Annotated in this window: 20 protein-coding genes and 3 pseudogenes; 12 read left to right on the forward strand and 11 right to left on the reverse strand. The window is 55.3% G+C overall.

Going from position 1 to position 22524, the window contains the following annotated elements; translation table 11 throughout:
• Positions 1-47 precede the first annotated feature (47 nt).
• The 5 genes from CJF39_RS08745 to CJF39_RS08765 all read right to left on the reverse strand — a co-directional run bounded on the left by CJF39_RS08745 (position 48) and on the right by CJF39_RS08765 (position 4816).
• Positions 48-1367: an OprD family porin gene (locus CJF39_RS08745; RefSeq protein WP_094993058.1), complete on the reverse strand. Its 1320-nt coding sequence runs from the start codon at positions 1365-1367 to the stop codon at positions 48-50.
• A gap of 190 nt (positions 1368-1557) precedes the next feature.
• Positions 1558-1782 carry a hypothetical protein gene (locus tag CJF39_RS08750; RefSeq protein WP_094993059.1) on the reverse strand — a complete coding sequence of 75 codons (225 nt, stop codon included), beginning with the start codon at positions 1780-1782 and terminating at the stop codon, positions 1558-1560.
• A gap of 600 nt (positions 1783-2382) precedes the next feature.
• Positions 2383-3228, reverse strand: a complete 846-nt coding sequence (locus CJF39_RS22810; RefSeq protein ID WP_170942660.1) for a fibronectin type III domain-containing protein — start codon at positions 3226-3228, stop codon at positions 2383-2385.
• 623 nt (positions 3229-3851) lie between these two features.
• Entirely contained in the window at positions 3852-4514 is a 663-nt protein-coding gene (locus CJF39_RS08760) for a hypothetical protein (protein WP_094993061.1), read from the reverse strand.
• Between the two features lie 44 nt (positions 4515-4558).
• Positions 4559-4816: a hypothetical protein gene (locus CJF39_RS08765; RefSeq protein ID WP_094993062.1), complete on the reverse strand. Its 258-nt coding sequence runs from the start codon at positions 4814-4816 to the stop codon at positions 4559-4561.
• A 236-nt stretch (positions 4817-5052) separates the two neighbouring features.
• On the opposite strand from CJF39_RS08765, the pseudogene CJF39_RS08770 reads away from it, so the two are divergent.
• The 5 genes and pseudogenes from CJF39_RS08770 to CJF39_RS23665 form a co-directional block, all read left to right on the forward strand.
• Positions 5053-5564 (forward strand): annotated as a pseudogene (locus CJF39_RS08770) (transposase); the annotation flags it as partial.
• A gap of 360 nt (positions 5565-5924) precedes the next feature.
• Positions 5925-6260: a hypothetical protein gene (locus tag CJF39_RS08775; RefSeq protein ID WP_094993063.1), complete on the forward strand. Its 336-nt coding sequence runs from the start codon at positions 5925-5927 to the stop codon at positions 6258-6260.
• Between the two features lie 71 nt (positions 6261-6331).
• Positions 6332-6577: a hypothetical protein gene (locus CJF39_RS08780; RefSeq protein WP_249275339.1), complete on the forward strand. Its 246-nt coding sequence runs from the start codon at positions 6332-6334 to the stop codon at positions 6575-6577.
• Between the two features lie 152 nt (positions 6578-6729).
• A pseudogene (locus CJF39_RS23660) lies at positions 6730-7011 on the forward strand (PAS domain-containing protein); the annotation flags it as partial.
• A gap of 266 nt (positions 7012-7277) precedes the next feature.
• Positions 7278-8153 (forward strand): annotated as a pseudogene (locus CJF39_RS23665) (methyl-accepting chemotaxis protein); the annotation flags it as partial.
• 4 nt (positions 8154-8157) lie between these two features.
• Here CJF39_RS23665 and CJF39_RS08790 read toward each other — a convergent pair.
• The 6 genes from CJF39_RS08790 to norR all read right to left on the reverse strand — a co-directional run bounded on the left by CJF39_RS08790 (position 8158) and on the right by norR (position 14561).
• A complete protein-coding gene (locus CJF39_RS08790; RefSeq protein ID WP_094993064.1) occupies positions 8158-8634 on the reverse strand; it encodes a GNAT family N-acetyltransferase in 477 nt (158 codons plus the stop codon).
• Positions 8635-8638: 4 nt separating this feature from the next.
• A complete protein-coding gene (locus tag CJF39_RS08795; RefSeq protein ID WP_094993065.1) occupies positions 8639-9541 on the reverse strand; it encodes a chemotaxis protein CheV in 903 nt (300 codons plus the stop codon).
• A gap of 121 nt (positions 9542-9662) precedes the next feature.
• Positions 9663-10661: an asparaginase gene (locus CJF39_RS08800; protein ID WP_094993066.1), complete on the reverse strand. Its 999-nt coding sequence runs from the start codon at positions 10659-10661 to the stop codon at positions 9663-9665.
• A 67-nt stretch (positions 10662-10728) separates the two neighbouring features.
• Positions 10729-11925 carry a hypothetical protein gene (locus tag CJF39_RS08805; RefSeq protein ID WP_432760238.1) on the reverse strand — a complete coding sequence of 399 codons (1197 nt, stop codon included), beginning with the start codon at positions 11923-11925 and terminating at the stop codon, positions 10729-10731.
• A gap of 13 nt (positions 11926-11938) precedes the next feature.
• A complete protein-coding gene (locus tag CJF39_RS08810) occupies positions 11939-12826 on the reverse strand; it encodes a nitrilase family protein (RefSeq protein WP_094993067.1) in 888 nt (295 codons plus the stop codon).
• Positions 12827-13013: 187 nt separating this feature from the next.
• Positions 13014-14561, reverse strand: a complete 1548-nt coding sequence (gene norR / locus CJF39_RS08815; protein ID WP_094993068.1) for a nitric oxide reductase transcriptional regulator NorR — start codon at positions 14559-14561, stop codon at positions 13014-13016.
• A 162-nt stretch (positions 14562-14723) separates the two neighbouring features.
• Here norR and hmpA point away from each other — a divergent pair, with 162 nt between their 5' ends.
• The 7 genes from hmpA (at position 14724) to cyoE (ending at position 22283) form a co-directional block, all read left to right on the forward strand.
• Complete coding sequence (hmpA, locus tag CJF39_RS08820; protein WP_094993069.1) at positions 14724-15905, forward strand: NO-inducible flavohemoprotein; 1182 nt, start codon at positions 14724-14726, stop codon at positions 15903-15905.
• 245 nt (positions 15906-16150) lie between these two features.
• A complete protein-coding gene (locus CJF39_RS08825) occupies positions 16151-16660 on the forward strand; it encodes a disulfide bond formation protein B (protein WP_094993070.1) in 510 nt (169 codons plus the stop codon).
• An 801-nt stretch (positions 16661-17461) separates the two neighbouring features.
• Entirely contained in the window at positions 17462-18400 is a 939-nt protein-coding gene (gene cyoA, locus CJF39_RS08835; RefSeq protein ID WP_047273807.1) for a ubiquinol oxidase subunit II, read from the forward strand.
• Positions 18401-18403: 3 nt separating this feature from the next.
• A complete protein-coding gene (cyoB, locus tag CJF39_RS08840; RefSeq protein ID WP_094993071.1) occupies positions 18404-20428 on the forward strand; it encodes a cytochrome o ubiquinol oxidase subunit I in 2025 nt (674 codons plus the stop codon).
• A gap of 3 nt (positions 20429-20431) precedes the next feature.
• The gene (locus tag CJF39_RS08845; RefSeq protein ID WP_094993072.1) at positions 20432-21058 is read left to right on the forward strand and encodes a cytochrome o ubiquinol oxidase subunit III; all 627 of its coding nucleotides are present in this window, start codon (positions 20432-20434) and stop codon (positions 21056-21058) included.
• On the forward strand, positions 21059-21385 hold the full coding sequence (gene cyoD, locus CJF39_RS08850) for a cytochrome o ubiquinol oxidase subunit IV (protein ID WP_047278868.1): 327 nt from the start codon (positions 21059-21061) through the stop codon (positions 21383-21385).
• Between the two features lie 10 nt (positions 21386-21395).
• On the forward strand, positions 21396-22283 hold the full coding sequence (cyoE, locus tag CJF39_RS08855) for a heme o synthase (RefSeq protein ID WP_047273811.1): 888 nt from the start codon (positions 21396-21398) through the stop codon (positions 22281-22283).
• Positions 22284-22524 lie beyond the last annotated feature (241 nt).

The following is a 22524-nucleotide window of genomic DNA, read 5'->3' on the forward strand; positions in this document are numbered from 1 at the left end:
TACTGCCCACAAAAAAGCCAGCATGAAGGCTGGCTTTAATTCAGGCTTTAGAACACATCAAGAGGATAGTCGATGATCACGCGGTATTCATCGACATTGCTATCGACCGCCTGATACGCATCGTTGCCGCGGTTGGCCGACCAGCGCAGGGCAACGCCCAGGTCTTTCGCCGGGCCTTCCTGCAGCACGTACTTGATGGTCAGGTCGCGCTCCCAGTGTTTGGCATGCTTGCCGTCAGCGTTGTACCAGTTGCCATAGCCGACGCTGTTGGGGTCGACCTTGGTCAGGTCGAGTTCACCACGCGAATACGAAATCATGGAGGTTAGCCCCGCCACGCCCACGCCAGCAAAGTCATATTCGTATTGCAGCTTCCACGAGCGCTCATTCGGGCCGTTGAAGTCCGAATACTGCTGCGAATTATCCAGATAAACACTGTCGCCCTGATAGATGTAGTCAAACGGCGTATTGCCATTGACCCGTTGGTAGACGGCCGTGACTGTATGGCCAGCGACTGCCACCGCGAAGTGCAGGCTGAAGGTGTTGTTGTCGATGTCACCTAGCAGTGCCTTGCCTGTGTCCTGCGTGTGATAGAAGTGTAGCCCGGGGTTCAGGCTGATGCTTTCGTTCAGGGCATAGGTGTAATCCAGATCGTAGTAGTACTGGTTCCAGATGTCTTGCAACTCGGCTGCATAGAGGTTGCTGGTGAGCTCTGGTACGCCGCTCCACGAGGCACCCGCCCAGTTCATGTGTTTGCTGCTCTGGCCGTCGAGGTTGCCATACATGGTTGTCAGGCGACGCATGCCGCTCTGGTTGTAAGGTTTTTCGAAGCTGACCTGGCCGCCCTCGAACATCCAGCCGTCAATGCTGCGATTGGTCAATGTCACGCCACGGAAGGTCTGCGGCAGCATGCGGGTCTCGCCACCGGCGATTACCGGGTTGGTGAGGAACATGTCGCCCGCTTTCAGCTCAGTGTCAAACGCGCGCATCTTGAGCGCTGCACCGGCAGATGAAAACGCGGTAGGCGCTTTGCCATTACCGTCACTGACCGGCAGGATGCTGCTGCCGTCGGTGCCGCCACCGCCGTCGAGTTTCAGGCCGAGCATGCCATAGGCGTCCAGTCCGAAGCCCACGACACCTTGGGTGAAGCCCGACTCGAACCGACCTATAAACCCTTGGCCCCACTCTTTGCTGTCATCCGCCTTCGGGCTGCGAATATCGTGGTTCATGTAGTAGTTGCGAAAATGCAGCTTGAGGCTTGAGCCTTCGATAAACCCGTCTTTGGACGTTTCGTCCTCTGCTTGAGCCAGCGCAGGGATCGTTGCAGCCAGCGCGAGGAATAGCGGACTAAACTTGAGTGCGTTCTTCACCGGTAAATTGCTCCTTTTGGGTGATGGCAGTTTTTATTTTCTTCAGAAATTCGCGTTCTTGTTCAAACACGTCATGCGCTGCGACGGTTTTTTTCAAACAAAAAAAAGCCGCTATAGTAGCGGCTTTTGAAACAATCAGTCACATCTAAAGGCTGTGGCTGATTGGGTCGGGAAGACTTCAGGTGGTGTATCAGCTGTCCTTGACGTCATCGCTGTCGCTGGCTTTAACCTGTGTTTGCTGAGGCTTTGCCTCATGTTGGTGGTTGGCGGTGAGTTCTTTTTGGTGTTGCTCGAAGGCGGCTGCGCGGGCTGCATTTTGTGCAACGAACGCCGGCGATTCTTCCGCCATGGCCAAAGGCGACAACAACAAAGACGACAAAGCGAAAACGCTGGCCATACCCATACTGCTGGACATTTCAAAAACCTTCTTGCTATGCAAGTTCTGTGTGGTGCGATCAAAATATAGGCAACCCCGGCCTCGAAAAAGCCCTGCCCTGGATAAGGACTTTTGCGTTTTGAGTAACAAACGTTGGAGGTGTTGAGATAGAGCGTCCGCTCGATTCTTTGCATTGATACAGTTCGTCGCCATTGACGATTAGCGCAGATAGGGATTGAGTGCGAAGCAGTATCAACATAAACACGGCTTCACAAAAGATACGCCCATAGTCAGGCTTACCCTTGCTTCAGACGTCCGTAAAGGCATGAAAAAAAGAGGGGAGACAATAACAGTTGATGCCTGCCGTAAGCCCGTTTTAGAAGTTTAAGTGTCGAGTATTACCGCGTTTAAAAAACGCTGAACCTAGGAACTCCCGAAGCCCCATAACTGTTTACCCCGTAAATAGCGACTGTGTAGTTTTTGTCAGGTTGGATGTTATGTAAGTTCACGCCAATGCTCGTGCCCATAGTGTGTACTAAGGGGCGTGGTATTAAACCGTCTTCTGTAACGATAAAACAGGCTATGACTATGTAGCGTGCTCGCTGTATGAAGTTCCATGTGAGTTCGGCAGTATTGTGTTCAGTGCGAATGACTTGGAGCACATTGCCATTTGTAGGAGGCAAGTCTTGCGTGTCTTTGTTGGATGTGTCTCCTGAAATAGAAACAGTACTCGAACGGTTGTTGTTTGTGTCGACAGCATACACAGATACAGTGTATGGGATGTTTTTTTTGCAGAGGATGGATGATGCGGTGATACCCCGGTAGTGGATACGCAATTTTTTGTATCTCAACATCATTGATAGTAACGATGTAGTGGTCAATGTTAACGTTGTCAGACGACAGATTGAAAAAAACGAGAAGATTTCCATTCCTGGTACTGTAGGATGCAGTGAGGTGTAATGGAGGCGTTGGGTTCTCTTGGTCGTCACCAGCATTGGCGTGCATCAGTGTATTGTTGGTGTAAGATCTTAATCCCTCGGTTCCATAGGCATTGATACCCCAGACGAAAACATGGTATGGCTTTTGCGGTGTTAAATCATAAAATGTGTACTTGAGTTCACTTCCTGAATAGAAGACTTCATTTGTCGGAGGGCCGATAATTGTCCCTTCCTTATGAGCGGTTCCGTCCTCCACATCTTGGGTGTCGTAAAGATGGATTTTATACTTCACTATATCCCTTGAACCTGACCACGTGGTGGAGCCTGAAGTGCGTGATTCGCGGGTGACCTTTTGGTATCCGATGGGCTCAGGTGTATAGCCCCCATTTTCCCTTGTATTGCCTGTTAAATAAACGGCAGTAGACTGATTGTTATCCTGATCTGTGCAGTACAGTGTCAGGGTGAAATCCAGTGATAAAGGCAGTGGGAAGGTGAAATGACTTCCGTAAATGGTTTCTTGATGTAGTTCAATACGGGTTTCGATCAATAGTGTATGAAATACGGTTCCGCGCCTTGCTTCCCCTTCGATGTACGAAATATAGACTGTTTGAGTGACTGGGTTGTAAGTGTATTGGAGCTTGGAGGGTGCAGTAGGGGGGAGGTTATAGGTCGATAGGCCTCTACACGCCTGATCGAATAGTCGCCATAGATTTCATAACTGTTGATTGCCCGTACAGCTATCTGGTAGGCATCGTAGCTTGGCAGGTTTTCAAAATAGGTTCCATTTGCCCAGCGAGTAACAATTTTTGTTTGAAGCGGTTCGCTGACAGGGACGCCGTCGACAATACCCCTATCTTCAAAAATTTGAACTTCAAAACAGTCGACCCTTTGGCCCTGATTCCAATATATTGCCCACGCGAACTTATCATACCGCTGGGTCCCCGTTATACCGGGCGTTACAGGTTTTTCCTCCGCTGTCAGTGGGTCGAAGGTGCCAAGGGTGTGGGTTAACGGGGCGGAATAGTTACCTGCAAAGTCGACCCCGTAGACTTTTAATTTATAACAGGTGTCCGGCATGAGGGTGAGTTCTATTGTTTGAAGTTCGGTGTGCTGATTTTAAATTTTTACTTCTTGCCCGTCATCGATAGTGTAGATGTGGTGAGTGACAGCTTAATTATCAGTAGATTTTATGAATAAGAAAAAACAGGTCATCCATGGCCTCACATAGAAGGCATGGTCAAACTCGGGAGGGGAGGGGGGGATGGTATCACGTGCTCTTTCGCCCTTGTAGATATTCGCTTGTATGCAGTTAAAGACGATGGGCGTCTTTTCAAGAAAATCCACGTTGACGATGTTGCTATTAATGAGTGTTTTTTCATCGGGGTGGAGTTTGTTATTGGTAAAACCTGATAAGTTGAGGGGGCCGTAGGTTGCTGAGGTGTTGGTAACTTGTAGCGACCACATGTCAGGCTTGAAAAGTTCGATGGTGTGCTTGTCAATGAATGCGTCGAGTTCATTCATTGAAGGTGCTTCTTTCCCTATCTTATAGTGAGGAATATTATTCCAGTACTCAGGGTGAATACCGAATTGATACGCCGAGATAATGATGTTGCAACCGGGGTAGTTGGACTGTATTTCAGCAAGTGTTAAATCACGCGCGGCGCGTGGCAAAATTTTTACCGTGCCGTTTGTACCTGTAAAGCCATTGATTAGCTGTAGAAATACTTCGAGATAGTCGCTCTCTGTGAAACTGTCGAGGTCGTGGAAATTCAGAATGACAATTTCATTTTTTTCTAGTCGCGTAGTCTTGCCTGAAAAAAATATTGCAGTCATTAATAAGCCCACTTAGGGAACGTTTTGATAGCGCTCCATTATGGCTAAAAAATGCCCTCAATGCCGTGCTTTAGACGTACATCGAGCACACGGGCTCCTTGTAAAAGCTGGAATAAAAAAGTGTCATTCTGGCAAGCTGTCCAGCCCTCTTCTATGCCGCTGACCGCTTTTTTATCCATGCCGGAGTTATGGGTAGAAGGCAGCGATAGAAGGTGTAACTTTAGGGGCGCAAGAAAGTAGCTTAGGTCTGTCATCCAGGTCGATGGCGAGTAATCAGCCTTCAAGTCCGATAATAAATTCATGACGCGTTACTCTCTTTTGATCGCCACAAAAAGCTACAACGGAACACACAATGATCCTACTGTCAGTTTTGATAGGTACACGTGCTGGTCAGCTCTTGTCAGGGAAACTCCGAACCGTCGCCAATACGTGCTGAATGACCGTCTGATCACCTGACCTTAGCCCTTCATGAGCCAGATGAGCTTGTCCGACTTCGAATACGCCAGGAAAAGTAAGCAAACTCGCCGCGAACGGTTCCTCGCCCAGCTCGACCAAACACGAGGGCGGTAAACGCGATCCGGAGATCCATCAAACCAAAAAATTAACCAGTATTTCTTTGGAGTGAAGGCCCATCTCGGTGCCGCCGATGACTCTGGGCTGGTTTAAGCGATGTCACCCAGGTTGCCGCACTACTTCACGGCGAGGAAAACACGGTCTATGCCGATGCGGGCTACACCGGTATTGAGATACGTAAAGAGCATGAGAATCACGAAGTGGTTTGGCAGGTCGTCGCGCGGCGCAGCGCCTATCCCAGGCTGAGTAAACGCCGCGTGCCTTTACAAGGCCAAGCGCAAAATCGAGTACCTCTACGCCCAGACGCGGGCTAAGGTTGAACATCCATTTCGGGTGATTGAACGTCAGTTCGGTTGTGTGAAAGTACGCTTTCGCGGACTGATGAAAGGCATCGCCCAACTGACCACGCTGTTTGCGCTGTCAAACCTGTGGATGGCTCGAAAAAAGCTGACGGGTATGGGCAATGTACGCGTGTAACACGCAGAAATGGGCTGACAAGCCCAGCCAATCGTTGCACGCAGGGCGTTTCGCGCTAGTTAGTGCTGTTCGCCGTGGTTTTTTCAACTTGCGGCACACATGCGGCAAGTTGAGCGGAGCTTACTTAGGTGAACAACGTCACGGTGTAAGTCGGTGTGTACGTGTTCAGTGTGCTCCAACCTGATCGAGCCTGCCCTTGATTGAGGCCTCATTCAGCGACCTGCCCCCCCTCGCGCGAAATTTCGATCACTGACCGTAGTACTAAAATCCTGTCCCTACATATAAAGAAAACAGGTTTTTGGCCGATGCCCTAGTTATTAGAGAGGTGCGTCCCGTGCGTCTCTAGGCGGGGGGCTATTGATGAAAGTATTCGCGCTGGGCTTGGCGGCATGTGTGTTGTGCGGGCTTTCCAATGAGGCAGTGTCTGAAACGGTTGCCATGAGTGGTGTCATCAAGTTTCAAGGCGAGATTGTGGAAGCAGGGTGTGAGCATGGTCGATTGGGGGCTGTGGATTATGGCGACAAAACCCAATTGATCGATGTCGCGCCCAATGTAGTGTTGGCAGTGAATATGGCGAGCAATGCCTGCCGAACGGGGCAGCTACCGTTTGTCGCGTCCTATCAGAAGCTAAACACCCCGGCCTACCGTAAAGAACAAGGGGTGCACAACGGCGTGGTGACTATTTCATACCTCTGAGTGCAACGCGGGGCGAGGATGGCAGGTATACTGCGCGGCTTTCTTCCTACCCCGCATTCTCCGGAGCTTTCATGACTTCCTCTAAACAACTGACGGCTCCAGAAACCGTGGCGGCCGAACAGGCCGAGCTGGAAACAACCGCGAACGCTGCCGACAAACCGGCCGTTCCAGCCTTCAGCTTTCCATTCAACCCTGCGGCATTTGCCCAAGCCAAAAAAGACAACCAGCCCTGGTATCAGAAATCGGGCAAGGGCGGTCACGATAAAACCCCGGGCGCGCCACCCCACGGCACCCGTAAAACCATGGGTAAACGTTAATTTTTGACGTCGAAAAACCGTCGCGAATCGCTGATTTTTAGCGTTTGTACGATTAACTTCGGCGAACCTGCGCCAGATCAGTATTTCGTTAATGGGTGCGCTTAGAGTCGACAGCCCTGCAGACTCCTCCCAATATTCCGAGCGCGCCTGTTATGAAAATCAATCTACCGATTACCGGCCGATCCGTTGATTTTGCACCCGACGCTAATATCCTCTCCACCACCGACCTCGACAGCCGTATCACCTATGCCAACCCTGACTTTATTCAGGTCAGCGGTTATGAGCTGAGTGAGCTGTTGGGCAGCCCCCACAATCTGCTACGCCACCCCGACATGCCTGCCGCGGCCTTCAGCCATATGTGGCAGACGCTCAAGGCCGGACGCTCCTGGATGGGGATGGTGAAAAACCGCTGCAAGAATGGCGACCATTATTGGGTCAGTGCCTACGTCACGCCGGTCATGCAAAACGGTGAAACCGTTGAGTATCAATCTGTGCGCACTCACCCAACCCCTGAGCGCGTTACGGTCGCTGAAGCGTGCTACGCAATTCTGCGTGCAGGGCGGCTGCCGTTCTGGAAGCGTCTGCCAGGGTTGGGATTGGCCAATAAATTGGCCCTATACGTCAGTGCAATACTAGGTGCTGTCATCGCGATGGGGGCGGTGCTAATGCCACAGTTTGATCCGCAAGCCGGGTTAGGGCTATGCTTCAAGCCCAGGTCGGGGCTGTGGTCGGGCGCATCGGTGACGCTTCCCGGCGCTTGGCCGGGCACGCCGGTCAACTGGTCGAGCACCTGCAAAGCAGCCATGACAGCACCTTGCACCAGCAGCTAGAAACAGATCAGGTGGCCACCGCAGTCAACGAGATGGCTGCCAGCGTGGCGCAAGTGGCGAGCAATGCTCAGCAGGCATCGCAAGCAGCCGATCGTGTCGAGCAGGAAACCCGTGAAGGCTATGACCTGGTGATCAAAAGTCGCACCTCGGCGCAGCATTTGGCCAGCGAGTTGGTGCGAGCCACTGAAGTGGTTCATCACCTCGAAAACCACAGCAGTGAGATTTCATCGGTGCTGGAGGTGATACGCAGCATCGCGGAGCAAACCAACCTGCTGGCACTCAACGCCGCCATTGAGGCGGCACGTGCGGGCGATCAGGGGCGCGGATTTGCGGTTGTGGCGGACGAAGTGCGCGGCCTTGCACAGCGCACCCAGCAGTCCACCTGCGAAATTCAGCAGATGATCAGTACCCTGCAAAACGGTGCGCGGGCCGCGGTGCAGGTAATGCAGCAAAGCAGTGAGTATGCGCAAAGCAGTGCTAATCAAGCGCAATTGGCCAGCAGTGCACTGGACGGCATCAGCCTTCAAATCAAGAAAATTACCGAAATGAGCGTGCAGATAGCCTCCGCCGTCGAAGAGCAAAGCGTGGTCAGCGAGGACATCAACCGTAATATCGCCGGGATTCGCAGTGCCTGTGAGGTTACCGTCGACGCCGGGCAGCAAAGTCAGCGTAACTCGGGGGATGTGGCAGATCTGGCGGCAGCCTTGCGCAGCCTCGCTCAGGATTTCTGGCAGTCCCGGCGTTAAGCGGCTAAACCGTTTCGTACTGGACCAGCGCCATGCCGTGGCGGGCGTACATGTCGCGGGCCTTGAGGTTGTGTGCCATGACCTTGAGGTCGACACAGGGTTCGCCGCGCTGCCGGAATATCGCAAACACGTGCTCCAGCAAGGCGCTGCCCAGGCCGCGGCCCTGATACGCGGGATCAATCACCAAGTCCTTGAGGTATGCGCTGGTCCAGGCCAGCGCAACGCCCACCACGCGTGTGGCGTGTAGCAGCACAAAGCACAACGCAGGATCGTATTCGGCATCGTGTGCCAAGGTGTGCTGCCATGCCGCAAAAGAAGGCACGCTGCCCTGTCCGCCAGCGTAGCCCTCTACGAGTAAGGCATGCACCGGCTGAGTCAGAGACGCACTCAGGGTGCTCACCGTGAAGCCTTCAGGCCACGGGCGCGCAGGCGGTAAAGGGCCGCGCAAGTCTTTGCGCAGCAGCAGGCACGCCGCGCTCACGGGTTCAATACCCTTGAGCGGCGACGGTGCGGGCGGCTTCGATCAGGCATTTGGTCAGGTCGGGAGACGAGAACTTGGTCAGCACGGCGTTAGCACCTGAGAGGCGCGCTTTTTCGCTGTTCATCGCACTGTTGAGCGAGGTGTGCAGCAGCACATACAAGTGATTGAAGTCAGGGGTTTCGCGCAGGGTACGGGTGAACGCGTATCCATCCATTTCGGACATTTCGATGTCCGACACCACCAGGTTGATCTGATCTTTTGTGCCTTGCAGTTCCAGCAAGCGGTCGATGGCTTCTTTGGCGCTGCGGGCGGTGTGGCACTGCAAACCCAGATTACGCAGGGTAATGACCGATTGTTGCAGGGCGACCTGACTGTCATCGACCACCAGAATCCGGGCATTGGCCAGTAATTCGGCTTCTTCCATGGTCACGGCGTCCGGGTCCTCGACGATTTGCGAAGGCGCGATGCCGTGAATCACTTTCTCGATGTCCAGCACTTGCACCAGCATGTTGTCGACCCGCGTCACCCCGGTAATGAACGAGCGCGAACCGCCCGAGCCATAGGGTGGCGGGCGGATGTCGGTACTCAGGCAATGAATGATCTTGCTCACCGCCTGCACATGCAGGCCCTGCTTGGAGCGGCTGACATCCGTGACGATCAGGCAACCGCCGTTCGGGTCTTCCAGCGGCTGCTCGCCGATGGCGCGACTCAGGTCGATAACCGCCAGCGAGGCCCCGCGCAGCACGGCAATGCCTTTCACGTGAGGATGCGACTCGGGCATTTTCGTCAGCGGTGGGCAGGGGATGATTTCGCTGACCTTGAGCAAGTTAATCGCCATCAGCTTGCCGCTGCGCAAAGTGAACAGCAGAAGCGAAAGAGAGTCTGCGCGGGCGTTGTGGGAGGACATAAAAACCTTCTGTGTAAAGAAATGCGCGCGGGCTTGAAGCCAACAGCAGCGGGCGATACAGGGTTATCGACCTGATTGGGTCGGTCTTTAACAAAACCCCGGATCAGTACCGGTTTAGGGTTTACGACGTTTGGCAGCCTTGCCCATAGGCGAGAAAATCGTTCAGTTTTGACTGTTGGCCGCATCCGATAACTAGCCACAGTAATAGCCGGGCTTTACGTGGGCAGAGAAACCCACTCAGGTGCAAACCCTTGCGGATTAAATCGATTTCCCCACCCGTGAATCCGTAAGTGTGAAAAGCCGTTGTCCCGGCACCCGTGCGTGAGCCCACGATGACAGGGAGGTTGATTGCAATCGCCTGTAAAGCAATTGACCACTTTTCACTGACATGGCCAGCACCAAAGCCGGCGATCACCAAGCCTTGATAACCCATCTCCACCAGTTGCTCAAGAATCAGGGTGTCAGCTGATAGCGAGGCCTCCAGTAACGCGACTTTATGCGTGGTGCATGAGGGTATGGGCAGAGTCATACGGGGAGCCCCGGGGTGCAGAAAGCGGGGCGTGTGTTCAATCATTAACCCCACTGGGCCGCCTGTCGCAGAGGTGAAGGCATTCAAGGCTAGGGTGTGGGTTTTACGAACCGAGAGTGACGCGTGAATCTCGCCATTCATGACCACCAGAACGCCTCTGCCTTTACTCGATGCACTTAGCGCGACACGGCATGCATCTAGCAGATTGCCAGGGCCGTCAGCGCTTGCCTCGCTGGCTGAACGCATCGCGCCCGTTAATACCAAGGGGGTATCGTGTGGCCACAAGTACTCGAAAAAAGTTGCGGACTCTTCAAGGGTGTCGGTGCCCTGGGTAATGACCACGCCTTGAGCGCCCAGTGTGATCTGGTCATTGGCCCATTCCAGCACCTGCAGCAAAAAATCAAAATTCACTGAGGCGCTGGGCAATAGGCTCAGACTTTTAATCCGTATGTGAGCCAATGCGCCGAGTTCAGGTACAGAGGCCAGTAATTCAGCGCCGCCCAGCGACGGAGTAATTCCTTCACCGGGTTCACCGCGTTGCATGCTGAGGGTGCCGCCCAGTGTTGCGATGGCAATTGTCGGTCGATTCATGCTGTCCTCACTGATACGCAGGTGCGGGTTTCTGAGGTCGAAACCCGCCACGCACGCCGGGCAAAGGTTAGTTTACGAGCCAAAAACGGATGGCTGGAACGATTAGTAAAGTACTGATTGCCATCGACAGGACGTTGCCGATGTAAGGGTGCACATACGTTGGTAACCGCTGAGCAATGGCGCAGGCCAAAGGCGGTGCGATTAAAGCCCCAAAAAAGGCACTGATGACCACCACTGTTGCACTGCCGCCGCAGGTCAGCACAGCTGCCGGGACCACTGAGACCAGCGGGACATACGTGGGATACCAGCCTCTTATCTGCCATTGATGCCGCCACATCGTCACCCCCAGTAAAGAGGTCAGCGCTTGCCCTGCAATCAGCTGCAGCACGAGTCCTGAGCCATAGGCGGGGCTTAGAGGGTTTAGTCCATAGGCGAGCAGCACGCCCAGTAACAAACCCAGGCTCGCCCACTCATTGCCAAAGAAAGGCGCTTCGGAAAAGTCAGCCAGAACGCGGCGTACCGTCCATAGCAGCCCGTAGTCCGGTGTTTTTGTCGCGACAGGTTGAGCACATTCAGGTGCAGATCCAGGCGCGCGACTTACCAGAACAGGTATTGCGCGACACAACATAAAAGCAGCCACGCTACCGAGTGCCATCCCCAGCACATTGCCAATCACCACTGGTAACCCCAAGGGTACGCACAGAAAGTTGACGAACAACAGACAAGCCGGAGTGACGAGTAACGCACCCAGAACGGCCCCGTTAAGGGTTACTTTCCAGCCTCCACCAAAGAATAGGACCATGGCGGCGGGCAATGATACAAATGCAGCGAATGTGGGCTGCCACGTATCGGCGGTCAGGGTCCAGCCCCACAACGCATTGCTCAGTAATAACCCCAATAGGGAGCTGGTCACCAGCCATGGCCACAGTCCGGAGCCGTAACTGATGCTGAAGCCTTGCCACGCCGGTGCGTAACGACTGGTCCAGTAGCCCAAGGCAGCTCCAAGCAGCAAGCCGAATGAAGCCAGTTCATGCTTGTAGAACGCGACCTCGGTGATGTCTCCGAGTATCCAGCGCAGCCAGGACATCGGGGAAGGCAGCTCAGCCATCATTTCGCTATATCTTGGCCAGTGTCCTGGATTTGAGTCCGTGTAACTCAGCGCCATCCAGATCGAAAACGCCCCGACGGCCAACCCGGCAGCCATGATGATCCCTGACAGGCGGGCAGCCGTGCGTGATGTATCGCGTACAGGTGAGGAGTCCATGGCGGCATCCTCATCAGCGTGGCAGGCAAGGGTGGTAGCAATAGCCGAGCATCGAGTCATACAAGTCAGTACGACGATCCCGGTGCAGATCGTTCAAGTTGTTCCAAATCGGCGCGCTGCGTGCGCTAGCCAGATCGATATCGGCGTAAAGGATGGTTTGCGTATCTGCCGGTGCGACCTCGCCAATGGGCCAGCCATTGGTGCCAGCGATCAGCGAGCAACCCAAATAGCGTTCACCCTGTTCTTCGCCGATACGGTTGGCCGCCGCGATATACACGTTATTGACGTGGGCTGCGGTCATTGTCAGGTAGGAGGCCATGCATTTACCCGCCGCATCGAACAGCGGCGGTGGTGTCCAGACCCAGTTGTTCAGGCTACAAATGATGTCGGCGCCTTGCTGGGTCAAGAGACGCGGCACTTCGGGGAACCAGATATCCCAGCAGATCAGCAGGCCAATGCGCCCGATCGGCGTTTCAAACACGGGGAAGCCCAGATTGCCGGGTGTGAACCACAGCTTTTCCCGATTCCATAAGTGGGCCTTACGGTATTTACCGATAAAACCGTCCGGCCCCAGCAACACAGCGGTATCGAACAGCTGCATGCCGTCCCGCTCCGCCAGCCCGGCTACCAGATAAACCTGATGCAACGCGGCAAAATCCATCCAGGCCTGGGTGCTGGGACCATCAGGAAGGATCTCGGCGTGCAGAAAAGCATCCTGCCGATTGGCGAAGAAATAGCCGGTGTTGGCCAGCTCGGGAAGGACAATCAACTCCGCCCCATTCGTAACGGCCTCCATGGCCAGGCGCAGACTGTTGTGCAGATTGTCTTGGCGATGCTGGATGCCGACTTGAGGATCAAATTGCACAACCGCAACGCGCACTTCACTGATGGCTTCGCTCATGACTGACACCTCAGGTAATTGTCACCGGGTTGTCAGTAAGGCGATTTGTAAGGTTGCGGGTCTATCGTCCGCATCCGTTCGGCCTGTAGTTCATTGCTCTGAAATTGGTGGGATCCGTCATTTTTCTTACGTTGCAAAGGGTATTGGCGCAGTGTGCGGCGGGCGCCCATGGCGCGTTGCCCTGCATCTATTTCAACCCCAGTCGCTTGGCCAAGCGCCCCAGATTGGCCCGGTCCAGCCCCAGTTCACGCGCCGCGCTGGCCCAGTTGTGCTGATGGCGTTCCAGGCACGCGCTGATCAAGGTTCGTTGATAGTGCTCTGTCGCTTGACGCAGATCTCCCAGGGCGTCGGGAGCCTCGGCGGGTGTGTCCGGCGCAGCCTTGGTGGCGGGGGTTGAAGGCAGATCAAGGTCGTGTGCCGTCAGTGTCAGGATGCGCGGGCGTGTGGGGCAATTGCCCAAGGCTTTCAAGGCGCTGCGGCCTATCAGGTGTTCCAGTTCGCGCACGTTGCCCGGCCAGTCGTAATGCACCAGCGCGGCCTGTGCGTCTGGGCTCAGGCGCAAGCTGCCAAGGCCCATGCGTGAACGGTTTTGTTCAAGGAAGAAGCCGCTGAGCAGCAGCACGTCGCGCCCGCGTTCGCGCAGGGCGGGCACTTTGAGCGGGTAGACGCTCAGGCGATGGTAAAAGTCGGCGCGGTAGCGACCGCTGCGCACTTCTGCCGCCAGATCGCGGTTGGTGGCGGCAATCAGGCGGACGTCGACGCGATGCTCTTGATCCGAACCCAGGCGTTGTAACTGACCGCTCTGGAGCACGCGTAGCAGTTTGGCCTGCACCGCGAGTGAAAGCTCACCCACTTCGTCGAGGAACAGCGTGCCGCCGTTGGCCAGTTCGAATTTTCCCCGCCGATCCTGGGTGGCCCCGGTGAAGGCGCCGCGCACGTGGCCGAACAGTTCGCTCTCGACGAGCGTGTCGGGTAGCGCCGCGCAATTGAGGCTGATCATCGGTTTGTCGGCCCTGGGCGAGGCGGCATGAATCGCTTGCGCCACCAGCTCCTTGCCGACCCCGGTTTCGCCGGTGATCAGGACCGTCAGGTCACTGGTGCCCACGAGTGCGATCTCATCGAGCAGGCGTTTGTGAACCTTGCTCTGGCCAATCAGCTCTTTGTTGGACGTGCCGTTGGCCTGACGGTACAGCTCGGCTTTCAACTGCTCGTCTTCAACCCGCAAAGCCAGGCGTTCGATGCGCCGGGCAACATTGACGGTGGCGGCCGCAAGGCTGGCGAACGCTTGCAGGGCATCAAGCTCGATCGGCTCGAAACGTTTGGGATCAAGCGCGTCGAGGGTCAGCAAGCCCCAGGGCTTTTCGTCAATGAACAGGGGACAGCCCATGCAGTCGTGGATTTCCAGATGCTCGGCCAGCCCGTCGACCAACCCGTCGTAGGGGTCGGGTAGCTCGCAATTACTGGGGAAACGCGTTGGCCCGTGGCTACTGAGCAGCACCTCAAAGCGCGGGTGCTCGCTGACGTTGAACCGACGCCCCAATGTGTCGAGGCTCAGGCCGTCTACGGCCAAGGGCACCAGCCACTCGCCGTCCAGACGCAGCAAGGCTGCAGCATCGCAAGGCAGCAGGGCGCGCATGGCTTCGAGCAGGCGGCGATAACGCTCGCTTTCTGGCAGATCGCGAGACAGGTCGTCGACCAGTGGCAACAGTGTGGTAAGCAGGAGTTTTGCAGTCATTTTGACCTCGTGTAGTCGTAATGACTATAGATCAGATTGAGTCAAAATGACTATTTAGGATTTAAATGGCTGTTTTTAAAGGGTTTTAAAGTTGGCACGGATTCTGATACCTGAACGCTCATCGAATGTTAGTCAATGCCTACGTGCTCTGGAGTCACCCTTATGCTTACTGCTCAGGATCGTGCCATCGTCAAATCCACTGTGCCGCTGCTTGAAAGCGGCGGTGAAGCTTTAATCACCCATTTCTACCGGATGATGTTGTCGGAATACCCCGAAGTACGCCCGCTGTTCAACCAGGCCAATCAGGCCAGCGGCGATCAGCCCCGTGCCTTGGCCAATGGTGTGCTGATGTACGCACGCCATATTGATCAGCTCGACCAGTTGGGAGACCTTGTAGCCCGCATCATCAACAAGCATGTGGCGCTGCAAATTCTGCCGGAGCATTACCCGATTGTCGGCAAGTGCCTGCTGCGCGCGATTGAAGAAGTGCTGGGCAGTGACATCGCCACCCCTGAAGTGTTGGCAGCGTGGGGGGCGGCGTATGGACAACTGGCCGATATCCTGATCGGTGCCGAAGCGGCCATTTATGACGCAAAAGCGGCTGCACCGGGCGGCTGGCGCGGTGGTCGGGCGTTCAAACTGGCAGCCAGAATCGACGAAAGTGCTGAGATCACATCCTTTTACTTCCGTCCCGTGGACCAGCAACCGATCCTCGACTGTGAGCCGGGCCAGTATATTGGCATCAAGCTGGACATCGACGGTGTGGAAGCGCGTCGTAACTACTCGCTGTCGGCGCTGGCGCAGGTGGGTCGTTACCGCATCAGCGTCAAGCGCGAGGCGGGCGGGGTGGTGTCCAACTACCTGCATGATCGCCTGCAAGTGGGCGACATTGTTGAGCTGTTCCCCCCAGCCGGCGAGTTCACTCTGACCGCCAGTGAAAAACCGCTGGTGCTGATCAGTGGCGGCGTCGGCATTACGCCAACCTTGCCGATGCTGGAAAAAGCGTTGACGACTCAACGGCCTATCCACTTTATCCATTGCGCGCGCAATGCCGAGGTGCACGCGTTCCGTGGCTGGGTGGATGAGTTGGCAGCGCAATATCCACAGTTGCAGCGTTTTTACTGCTACGCCGAACCGGATGGGCAGGGAGCGACCGCCGATCACGTGGGGTTGCTGACCGCCGAACTGCTGGATAAATGGTTGCCTGCGGACCGTGATGTCGACGCGTACTTCCTGGGCCCCAAGGGTTTCATGAGCGCCATCAAACGTCAGCTCAAGGCGTTGGGTGTTCCTGAGCAACAAAGCCGCTACGAGTTTTTCGGCCCCGCTGCTGCATTGGAATAAAGCGGTTCTGGTCATCCGCCTAACCGGCTGATACACCTACGCCCGCAGTGTTCGTCTGCCTCCCGCGCCTTTGAGTGAAAGCGGGCAGAAGAGCACGGCGGGCGTTTTGTTAATCGCGCTTTAATCCCTCCCGTTGTTAATTCCCTTCCTACAACTGCCTTACATCCATGCAGGAGGTCTGGGTGTAAACTGCGCGCTTTGTGACGGCCGGACGGCCCTTGGACAATCAGGCAAAAGGAAACACGATGACGGACGACATGATGCGACTGGGGCGCGAAAAGCGCTTTCTGGTCTTGCTGGGGCTGATCTGCCTCGCCCTCATTGGTGGTGCGCTGTATATGCAAGTGGTGCTGGGGGAGGCGCCTTGCCCGCTGTGCATCCTGCAACGCTATGCGTTACTGCTGATTGCTATTTTTGCTTTCATCGGTGCAGCGATGCGCACCCGGCGCAGTATCACGGTGTTTGAAGGGCTGGTGGTGTTGAGCGCCATTGGTGGGGTGGTCGCGGCGGGGCGCCACGTGTACATCCTGGCGAACCCTGCGGTCAGTTGCGGCCTGGACGCGCTGCAACCAATTGTCGACGGTTTGCCGCTGGCTGCTGTATTCCCGCTGGGTTTTCAAGTCGATGGCTTCTGTTCGACGCCTTACCCGCCTGTGCTTGGCCTGTCGCTGGCGCAATGGGCGCTGGTGGCGTTCGTGTTGACGGCCGTGCTGGTACCGTTGGGCATTTACCGCAATCGCAGCAAGCCTGCCTGACACACTGAATCAGGTTGCAACGGCCTCGTTCTTGTGCGCAAGAGCGGGGCTTTTTTTCGCCCACGAAAAATGTGAATAGCATGTGATACGGGGCAGTGAAGGTGCGCTCGGGACTGCGACATATTGTCACGGAGAAATTGTCACAGGGTATGTTTTCATTTCACAATACACGGCTGAAACGTCTCACTGGTGTCCCCGCTCATGAGGCGTTTTGACGCTGAGGCAGGGCTTGAAAAAGCCGCCGCTAAGCACCATGAAAAACGCTGCAAGCCTTTTTGTTTGGGCGTTTTGGAGTGTTGGCGAAGGTCTGAGCGTGCGCTAAAAAGGGGCGGATACAGCTTGGGGGGAAGGGCGTGCTACAAGCGCGTCAGGGAGGGGCTTTAAACGCGGGCCGTAATAATAGTGCGGGATTGTTACCACAGCCGAGATTAATTATTTCGGGATGAGACATGGTTTATAGAGAGCTACCTAACTACAATCGCCCGCACTGAACGTCCAGCCTGCTCATCCCTGAGCCCAAGCGGGAAGTTGAAGGTCGCCTGGGTGGTTGTGACAGGCTTTCCATGCGACTCCCAAGGTACTGGCAACCCTTCTAAGTTCCGCACCAAATGGAATTGGTCTGTGACAAGGCCTTTGACCAAGTATCGAATAAGAAATCACTGCTAACCCAGGAATTGCCCAGTCGCTTCACCGCGATGAAGCAGGCCCTTATTCAATCCGGAAAATTGCCAACCCTTGGCAGGGTGAAGTGTTGGCGGAAAAAACCAACTGCATTGTGCAAGCTGTTTTAGAGGTCGTGAGATGACTAAAAAAAGGTACCCCAGACTCTTTGGCTTATTGCCACTTTTCGGCATGTTGTTGCTGGGAGGCTGCAATATGACGTTGCTCGATCCGGTGGGGCAGATCGGCGTCGATGAAAAGAATCTGATCATCACTGCTACATTGCTGATGCTCTTGGTCGTGGTGCCGGTCATCTTGATGACCCTTGTTTTCGCGTGGAAATATCGCGCGTCGAACAAGAACGCCACCTACGCACCAAAATGGTCGCACTCCACCAAGATTGAAGTTGTGATCTGGACGGTGCCTATCCTGATCATCATCGCGCTGGGTGTGATCACGTATAAGTCGACCCACGCGCTGGACCCGTATCGTCCGATTGAGTCTGACGTCAAGCCAGTCACTATCGAAGTAGTGGCCATGGACTGGAAGTGGCTGTTCATCTACCCGGAACAGGGTATCGCCACCGTCAACAAGATCGTGTTCCCGGCCAACACGCCGGTGAATTTCCGTATCACGTCCGACACGGTCATGAACTCGTTCTTCATTCCAGGCCTGGGCGGTCAGATCTACGCCATGGCCGGTATGCAGACCAAGCTGCATTTGATTGCTAACAAGAACGCCGAGCTCGATGGCATTTCAGCCAACTACAGCGGTGCGGGCTTCACTGGCATGAAATTCAAAGCAATCGCGACTTCCCAGGCTGAGTTCGATGCATGGGTAAGTGAAGTCAAAGCGTCACCTAAACAGCTTGATACAGCTGAATACGAAGCCTTGACCAAGCCAAGTCAGAACAATCCCGTTGAGCTCTACTCCTCGGTCAAACCGAACCTGTTCCAGACCATCATCGACAAGTATGAAGGCATGAAACCAGGCAAGCCGGTGCAGCACGAGAAGAAAGAAGTGGCCGGGACCGAAGGTTTGGACACCAGTTCGCATTCAGCTGCCGGGGCAGAGGAGTAAACGATGTTTGGTAAATTAAGTCTGGACGCCATACCGTTCCACGAGCCGATAGTGATGGTGACCGTCGCTATGATCCTGCTCGGTGGTCTGGCGTTGGTTGCAGCACTCACGTACTACAAAAAGTGGACCTACCTGTGGACCGAATGGCTAACGTCAGTCGACCACAAGAAAATTGGCGTGATGTACATCATCGTTGCCATGATCATGCTGCTGCGCGGCTTTGCCGACGCCGTCATGATGCGTACCCAACTGGCCATGGCCACTGAGGGTTCGCCTGGCTACTTGCCTCCTGAACACTATGACCAGATCTTCACCGCCCACGGTGTGATCATGATCATCTTCATGGCGATGCCATTCTTCACCGGCCTGATGAACCTTGCAGTGCCGCTGCAGATCGGCGCACGTGACGTTGCCTATCCGTTCCTGAACTCCCTGAGCTTCTGGCTCCTGGTGTCGGGCGTGGTACTGGTCAACCTGTCGCTGGGCGTCGGCGAGTTCGCCAAGACCGGCTGGGTTGCGTATCCACCGTTGTCGGGTCTGGCGTACAGTCCGGGCGTGGGTGTGGACTACTACATCTGGGCGCTACAGCTATCGGGGTTAGGTACGACGTTAACCGGGGTTAACTTCCTGGCCACCGTGCTGAAAATGCGTACCCCTGGCATGAAGATCATGGACATGCCGATCTTCACCTGGACCTGCACCTGGGCAAACGTTCTGATCGTGGCTTCGTTCCCGATCCTGACCGCTACCCTGGCGTTGCTGACACTTGACCGCTACTTGGATTTCCACATTTTCACCAACGAACTTGGTGGCAATCCAATGATGTACGTCAACCTGTTCTGGGCGTGGGGTCACCCTGAGGTTTATATCCTCATTCTGCCGGCGTTCGGGATTTTCTCTGAAGTCATCTCGACCTTCACTGGCAAGCGTCTGTTCGGTCACCACTCGATGGTCTACGCCAGCGGCGCGATCTCGATCCTGGGCTTCATGGTTTGGCTGCACCACTTCTTCACCATGGGTTCGGGTGCCAGCGTCAACGCCTTCTTCGGTCTGGCAACGATGCTGATTTCCATCCCGACGGGGGTGAAGCTATTTAACTGGCTATTCACCATCTATCGCGGTCGTCTGCAATTCACCAGCCAGGTGATGTGGACGCTTGGCTTCATGGTGACCTTCGCCATCGGCGGCATGACTGGCGTATTGCTGGCCATCCCGGGTGCTGACTTCGTACTGCACAACAGCCTGTTCGTGATTGCTCACTTCCATAACGTGATCATCGGCGGTGCTGTATTCGGTTACATCGCTGGTTTCAGCTTCTACTTCCCTAAAGCGTTCGGCTTCAAACTGAACGAGAAATGGGGCAAGGCAGCATTCTGGTTCTGGATCACCGGCTTCTTCGTTGCGTTCATGCCGCTCTATGCACTGGGCTTCATGGGCATGACCCGTCGTCTGAACGCCACTACCAACCCTGAGTGGGTGCCTTACCTGTACGTAGCGTGCGTCGGTGCTGCACTGATCGCCGTCGGTATTGCGTGCCAGTTGATCCAGCTGTACGTCAGCATCCGTGACCGCAACAAGCCTGAGAACGCCTGCGAATTCGGCGATCCATGGAATGGTCACACCCTGGAATGGTCGACTTCGTCGCCACCTCCTTTCTACAACTTTGCCGTACTGCCAAAAGCCGACAGCATTGACCCGTTCACTGAGGCCAAGGAAAACGGTACTGCGTACCAGGCTCCTGCCAAGTACGAACCGATCCATATGCCAAACAACACCGCGACTGGTGTGGTGATGGGCGCACTGCTGACCGTATTCGGTTTCGCAATGATCTGGCACATCTGGTGGTTGGCGATCGCCAGCCTGGTTGGCACCGTGGCGTACTTCGCGATCCATGCTGCCCGTGATGACCAGGGCTACATGGTGCCGGTGGAAACCATCGAGCGCATCGAAGCCGAGCAGCACAAGCGTCTGGTAGCAGCTGGCAAGATTCCGGCTACCCGTGTTGAAACCAAGTTGGAACAGGCATAAACCATGTCGAACTTAGCGACTCATGCTGGACACGCCCATGGTCACGACCATGGGCACGATGACCATCACCACGACTCGGGCGAGACAACCGTATTTGGTTTCTGGCTCTACCTGATGACCGACTGCATCTTGTTTGCGTCGATCTTCGCGGTATACGCGGTACTGGTTAACAACGTAGCGGGTGGCCCATCGGGCCACGACATCTTCGAACTGCCGTACGTGTTGGGTGAAACCGCACTGCTGCTGGTCAGCTCGATCACCTACGGCTTCGCCATGCTGGCGTTGTTCAAGGGCAAGAAAAGTCAGGTGCTGTTCTGGTTGGCCCTGACCTTCCTGTGCGGTGCAGGCTTCATCGCCATGGAAATCAACGAGTTCCACCTGTTGATCTCCGAAGGCTTTGGCCCGAGCCGTTCCGGCTTCCTGTCCGGGTTCTTCACCCTGGTCGGTACCCACGGTCTGCACGTGACCAGCGGTCTGATCTGGATGGCGATCATGATGTATCAGGTCCAGAAAAAGGGCCTGACGGCGACCAACAAGACGCGTCTGAGCTGCCTGAGCCTGTTCTGGCACTTCCTGGACGTGGTGTGGATCTGCGTATTCACCGTTGTTTACCTGATGGGGACTCTGTAAATGGCTAACGCACATTCTGACGGCGCGAACCACGGCAGCGTGAAGTCCTACGTAATCGGCTTCATCTTGTCGGTGATCCTGACCGTCATTCCGTTCGGGCTGGTGATGTACCCAACCCTGCCAAAAATGACCACGCTGGCGATCGTGCTGTTGTTCGCCGTGATTCAAGTGATCGTTCACCTGGTGTATTTCCTGCACTTGGACCGTTCGCCTGCACAACGCAATAACGTCGCCGCGCTGGTGTTCTCGGCGCTGGTTATTGTGCTGTTGGTCGGCCTGTCCCTGTGGATCATGTTCAGCATCCACACTGTAATGATGGCGAAGTGAGGTAAGCCCGATGTCCTTTAAGCACTTTATCCAAATCACCAAACCGGGGATCATTTTCGGTAACGTGCTTTCTGTGGCAGGCGGGTTCTTCCTGGCCTCGAAGGGGCATTTTGATCTGGCCCTGTTCCTGGCCGCGGTGATCGGCACCTCCCTGGTGGTTGCGTCCGGTTGTGTGTTTAACAACTGCATCGACCGTGACATCGACATCAAGATGGATCGCACCAAGAACCGCGTACTGGTGCAAGGCCTGATCTCCCTCAAGGTGGCGTTGGTATACGCCACCTTGCTGGGGGTCGCAGGCTTGGTGCTGCTGTATCGCGTGGCCAACCCGCTGGCGGCATTGTTCGCGGCGATTGGCTTCGTGATCTACGTCGGTCTGTACAGCCTGTATTTCAAGCGCAAGTCGGTTCACGGCACCTTGATTGGCAGTTTGTCGGGTGCAATGCCGCCTGTTATCGGCTACGTGGCTGTGAGTAACAGCTTCGACCTGGCCGCGCTGACATTGCTGGTGATGTTCAGCCTGTGGCAGATGCCGCATTCCTACGCCATCGCGATCTTCCGCTTCAACGATTACCTGGCCGCATCGATTCCGGTGTTGCCTGTGAAGCGCGGGATCAAGGTTGCCAAGAAGCACATCCTGCTTTATATCCTCGCGTTCCTGATCGCGACCCTGATGCTCACCCTCGGCGGTTACGCCGGCATGAGCTACATGGCCGTGGCGGCCGCGATGGGCATGTACTGGCTGTACATGGCGTGGACCGGCTATAAAGCCGTCGACGACAAGGTCTGGGCACGCAAGCTGTTCGTGTTCTCGATCTTCACCATCACCGCGCTGAGCGTCATGATGTCACTGGATTTCAAAGTGCCGACGGAGTTGTTACTGACTTACGCGCACTAAGCGTCCAGCCTAAAAAATCCCCGCCCTTCGAGAGAAGCGCGGGGATTTTTTTATCCCACAGATCTGCCAGCGCAGGGACGTGTTACGCAAAATTGACGGCTGAAACGAGTTACGCGGGTGTTGAGGTCGATGGCCTGGCGTACTGGCTCATTGCTGTGGAAGGGCGCGATACAGATCAGGGCGTCGTGAGCTTGTTGTTCTGCGGCGCTGACGACCACCAGACGGCGCATTCTCTGTTGTC

This window comes from Pseudomonas lundensis, assembly GCF_002269125.1.
GTDB lineage: Bacteria > Pseudomonadota > Gammaproteobacteria > Pseudomonadales > Pseudomonadaceae > Aquipseudomonas > Aquipseudomonas lundensis_A.